Raw genomic sequence first — 4,605 nt, forward strand, 5'->3', positions numbered from 1 at the left:
TGGCATTTTCATCAGTATAAGTCTTCTGTGAGAACAAATATATAAAATATAACTAAAAGTAATTAATTTAAGTTAATTTAATTACTTTTAGTTATATTTTCGCTGTTGGCCGATAAAAACCCTGCATTAGCCTGCAAGTAATTAATGGTAGCGCTGTCATTTATAATCGGCTGTCATTTACAACCAACAGAATAGTCATGACCGAAGTAGAGTGAGTTTTTATGAGCGCAGGACAGCGAAAAAAACGAGCTGCTGGCTTGTTGACGCGTTTGGGCTAGGGCTACTTTATATTGCAGGAATGTTTGCACCTTAGCCAATCGCAAATCAAATGGTAAGCCGGTAATGTGAAAATTCCGGATTAACGCCGACTGAGTGCGTCAGTGGCTTTGACGACGTCGATATTATGTCCTGTCCAACGTTCAAAGCTCAGCGCTGCTTGACCAATGAGCATGCCATAACCATCGGAGGTTTGTGCACCACGTTTAGAAAAATGCTGCAAAAATGGCAGGGTGCGTCCATACATCATGTCATAAGCATACTGAGCCTGTAAGTCATCAGCCAGCGGTAAGGTATCGCCTGACAACCCGATAGAGGTAGCGTTGATGATGATATCGAACTGGCCAGATAGTTCGCTCGTTGCACAGGTATCGATGTGATGTTGATCAATCGTATCACTCGCTGTGCCTAATTCTTTGACGAGGTCTGTCGCCTTGCTCAGTGTGCGATTGGCGATGGTTAGAGAGCTGATATCGGCTCGTAGCAATGGTAATATCACACCGCGCGCTGCACCGCCAGCACCGATGAGCGCTACCCGTGCTCCTGCCAGCGGCCAGTCCAAGCTGGTGATGTGATTTACCAAACCTTGTCCATCCGTATTGTCACCGTATATGGCTTCGGCGATTGGTGTGCCACTATCTATCAGCGTTTTATTTAATGATAGGGTGTTGACTGCACCTGCGACCTTGGCGTGCTCGGACAACCCACCACGTGCTGCACAGCAATCGTAAGCGATTTGCTTGAATGGTACAGTAACGTTGGCACCCACGCCGCCGCCATTAAAAAACGCCTCAATCACTGCGGTAAAACTGCTCGCATCATCAGGGCAGTACTGCCGCCGATAACTGATGTCACTCCCTGACTGTGTGGCGAACTGTGCATGAATTTCAGGAGATTTGCTGTGGGCAATGGGATTGCCGATAACGATATAGTGTTGGGTCATAAAAGTTCCGCTAGCAAAAGTAAGCAAAAAATAGGCGAAGTAGGCGAGAAAGAGGCGATAAAGAACAAACGTTAAATATTAATGATAAGCTAAATATCAACGATAAAAGGTGACTACAAGTAGTGATAATCCATTTATCATAAATTATAACGCCAATATTCACAAACTCAGTAAAGGGTTCATCAACCGTTCGTTTCCCTGTAGGTTTTGTGGCGCTGATGCTTTAACAAATCTGCACTCCATGGGAGTGTTGTCCGTAACGTAAAGAGTGGTCAAGTGTTCAAGAGTTGGGTAAAATAGTGGACATAGAAAATCTTTGCCAATCGGCTTTAGTGGCTGCTTGTGATTGTGTAATGATACAGGCGTGTCACCGATTGTCAGCTCTATGGTTCATTAGGGCGGCTTGGAGATTCAACCAAAGAATTGAAGTCATCACCTAGCCTTGTAAGCCTTGTTTTGACAACGCTTTATTCGTTATCAGTGGCATAGCCGCCCAATCGTTGATACTATTTTGATATAAATATAAAAGTGTGAGTAAATTGCCCATGTGGAATAATAACCTACAGACCCTTTTGGTCGGTATGATGATGGCTGTTGGTGTGTCGTTGACTGGCTGTACTAGCAACAACGACGCCGAAAACCAAGACGCCAGTACAGACAATAGTGAACAGACAGTCGCTGCAGCCCCAGTCGAAGATAGCGCAGTAACCGAAGGTGACCTCGATGGTGCAACTGCACAGCAAGGCACGCCTGTAACGTATGATGTCTCGACATGGGGGAGCGAGTCAGTAGAGTCAGTCAACGTCGACGAACTAGAAGCTATCCAATCAAGCTTCGGTGAAGTGTTGAGCAGTGATGAAAACAGCTTAGACTACGCTAGCAGTCCGGCGACCAAATATCGCTTTATGCAGACTGACGCGCCATATCTAGATATTGTCGACTCCGAAAAATATCTTGAGTTTGGTTGGTATTATGCCAATCCTACCGACTCTGATGCAGAAAAAGAGCAAAGCCTCAATCATGCACAAAAAGCCTATAATGTGGCACAACAGCTGATGGGTGACGAAGGTGGTAAGCTGGTCGCTGATATGCTCAATGGTCAAATTGTCAAAGACAAGGTCCTCGGTGGTCAACAAGTTGAACTAGCAAAATGTGAGTTTTATAGCTGTATGTTGATCATCAATAAGGCAGAATCGCAAACAGACACTGACAACAGCTAAAGGGTATCTGATGTGTAGTGCTATACCATCTGCAACGACTAGCCCTATACCGCCCAGCTGCTGGATATGTCTAGAGTCATCAGACGATACGACAGATACCGAGGCAGATACCACGGACGCCACTCTGTCCTTAGATAGTCGCGGGCTGGCGTATGCTGATGGATTTTTTACCACCATGGGTGTCATCGATGGGTTGATACTGTGGCCAGAACATCATCTACAGCGGCTCATCTCTCATGCGCAGGCGCTGCAGCTCGCGTTAGATAGCCAAGGTCTATTGACTAGATTGCAATGGTATGCCAAGCAACTAGGGCAAGGCATGCTCAAGGTAGTGGTGACCCGATCACCGCAATCGGTACGCGGCTATGCCTATGCCCCAAACGAGACTGGTAGCGCTTGCGAGGTTTGGCTCAAATCCTCTGCGATGACGGTTGCAACGGCTGAATCGTTGGCGCTACCAAATGAGCATTCAGTTCCTTTACAGCCCAGTAGTTCTGCCGTCTGCCTGTCTGCGCAGCTCGCCTGTCTGCCTCCATCTTTGGCAGGACTCAAAAGCCTCAATCGCCTTGATACGGTACTCGCCAGTGGTGAGCTACAACGCATCAAGTCACAGTCGGTGGCAAATCAAGCATTAAATACCCCATCATCAGTCAATGCTCAAGATAGCAATACCCAAGAGGCAGTTACTCAAACTGCTGCTCAGTTGAATATCGGTGAAGGTCTGCTACGTGATATGAGCGGACACTGGGTTGAGGGAACGATGAGTAATGTGTTTTATCAATTATTAGACACACCGTCATCGAATTCTAAAAACTTTATCAATGGCAATCAAACCAGTCGAAACTACCTAACCACTGGTCAGTGGTACACGCCTTCTATGGCACAATCAGGTGTCGCGGGTGTTATGCGACAGGTGATTATCGATGCATTGTCTAGGACAGAATATCCAGTCGTCATCAGGTCGTTACAAGACGAGGATTTGCCCAACATCAGCAAAATATTTTTTTGTAATGCGCTGCGAGGCATCATGCCAATGAATAGCTTGACGTTATTATCGGGTGAGGTTGTGAGGTTGTGAGGTTTGAATAGCCGTCGCATATCAGCCAAATAAAACAATCTACTTTATTCCAAAAGTATTAAACTTAGTGTCGATGAAGTCATCTGGATATAGAACGATGTCTTCGCCTCTATACATTTCTCGCGCTTTTAGTAGAGCCGTTTCACTATCTTCTGCAACTACTTCTACAAGAGCACTCATCGTTTCGACTATTTCTATTTGATAAGTATTCAAATCGCCTTTCTTTGTCATAACTATTCTCAACGATTAGAAATTGTCATATTCAAAACCTGTTTTTTTACCTACGCTAGATAGATTAGCAAAAGCGCTCAAAAGAAGTGATCGTCTTTTGTTACGTGGCTTTGTGTCGTTAAGGTAATTGATCCTCTTGAATTGAGAAAATTAAATTCTGGAAGTAAAAAGGAAACAGCGCGAGATTGCCGCTATGGGATGATAGAGATGAGTTAATTGCAGATGTTTATCATGATAAAAAGGGAAAACCAAGACCTGAGCGCTACAACGAGAAGCGACTAGTATAATTTTCGATAGTGGCCACGGCTCACAAACTCAATAATACCTTTATCGCGTAACACTTGTAATTGCTGACGGATTTTATCTGGAATATAGTTATTTTCGGGATGTTTAAGTTTTAACTCGTCAGTAAAAGCATAAACTTGCTTTAGTGAGAAATGAGTATCGAGTCTATCGATACACTTCCAGATATCTAGTGTCCAACCACGAGAAGCGGTAGTTTGTTCTCGTAAGAATAAGGTTTTTTGAAATTGTTGAGTGACATCATCGCGTGGTATGACCTGCTGATTTTTGACTAAAAACACTCTGCCTGATTCTGGTATTTGGCGTAAGTCGATATTACAGCCGACCCAACCTGCGCGTTTGGCGGTCGCTGGTAATGGTTTACGCTTGACGATAATATCAGGCTTAAAAAAATGCTTCGGAATAATTAGAAAATTATTGACGGTAAGCTCTTTTGAGTATGTCAGGAGGAAAAAGTTGGGATTATCCTCACTATTGATACGTTCAATCATTGTCTTATAAGCACCATCATTAATAATGTTACTTAATTTAGACTTTTTACTTTTTAGCTCATA

The 4,605-nt window shown here is 44.1% G+C and carries 5 protein-coding genes; 2 read left to right on the forward strand and 3 right to left on the reverse strand.

All coding sequences use genetic code 11. From position 1 onward, the window contains the following. Positions 1-358: 358 nt before the first annotated feature. A complete protein-coding gene (gene aroE / locus L0J61_RS09450) occupies positions 359-1,219 on the reverse strand; it encodes a shikimate dehydrogenase (protein WP_301466198.1) in 861 nt (286 codons plus the stop codon). 545 nt (positions 1,220-1,764) lie between these two features. Between aroE and L0J61_RS09455 the strand changes: the two genes are divergently transcribed. After that, on the forward strand, positions 1,765-2,439 hold the full coding sequence (locus L0J61_RS09455; protein ID WP_301466199.1) for a hypothetical protein: 675 nt from the start codon (positions 1,765-1,767) through the stop codon (positions 2,437-2,439). Positions 2,440-2,449: 10 nt separating this feature from the next. Further along, on the forward strand, positions 2,450-3,517 hold the full coding sequence (locus L0J61_RS09460) for an aminotransferase class IV (protein ID WP_301466200.1): 1,068 nt from the start codon (positions 2,450-2,452) through the stop codon (positions 3,515-3,517). Positions 3,518-3,556: 39 nt separating this feature from the next. Here the strand turns inward: L0J61_RS09460 and L0J61_RS09465 are convergent, their stop codons facing one another. Continuing rightward, a complete protein-coding gene (locus tag L0J61_RS09465) occupies positions 3,557-3,748 on the reverse strand; it encodes a DpnD/PcfM family protein (RefSeq protein ID WP_301466201.1) in 192 nt (63 codons plus the stop codon). 278 nt (positions 3,749-4,026) lie between these two features. Next, positions 4,027-4,605 (reverse strand): DpnI domain-containing protein (locus L0J61_RS09470; protein ID WP_301466202.1); only part of this gene is annotated, 579 nt, incomplete at its 5' end.

It is taken from the genome of Psychrobacter sp. (assembly GCF_030457785.1).
In the GTDB taxonomy this organism is placed as follows: domain Bacteria; phylum Pseudomonadota; class Gammaproteobacteria; order Pseudomonadales; family Moraxellaceae; genus Psychrobacter.

Excerpts from the sequence above, each read along its gene's own strand:
- L0J61_RS09455 (WP_301466199.1), top strand. The coding sequence starts at position 1,765 with ATGTGGAATAATAACCTACAGACCCTTTTGGTCGGTATGATGATGGCT.
- L0J61_RS09460 (WP_301466200.1), top strand. The coding sequence starts at position 2,450 with ATGTGTAGTGCTATACCATCTGCAACGACTAGCCCTATACCGCCCAGC.
- L0J61_RS09465 (WP_301466201.1), bottom strand. The coding sequence starts at position 3,748 with ATGACAAAGAAAGGCGATTTGAATACTTATCAAATAGAAATAGTCGAA.
- aroE (WP_301466198.1), bottom strand. The coding sequence starts at position 1,219 with ATGACCCAACACTATATCGTTATCGGCAATCCCATTGCCCACAGCAAA.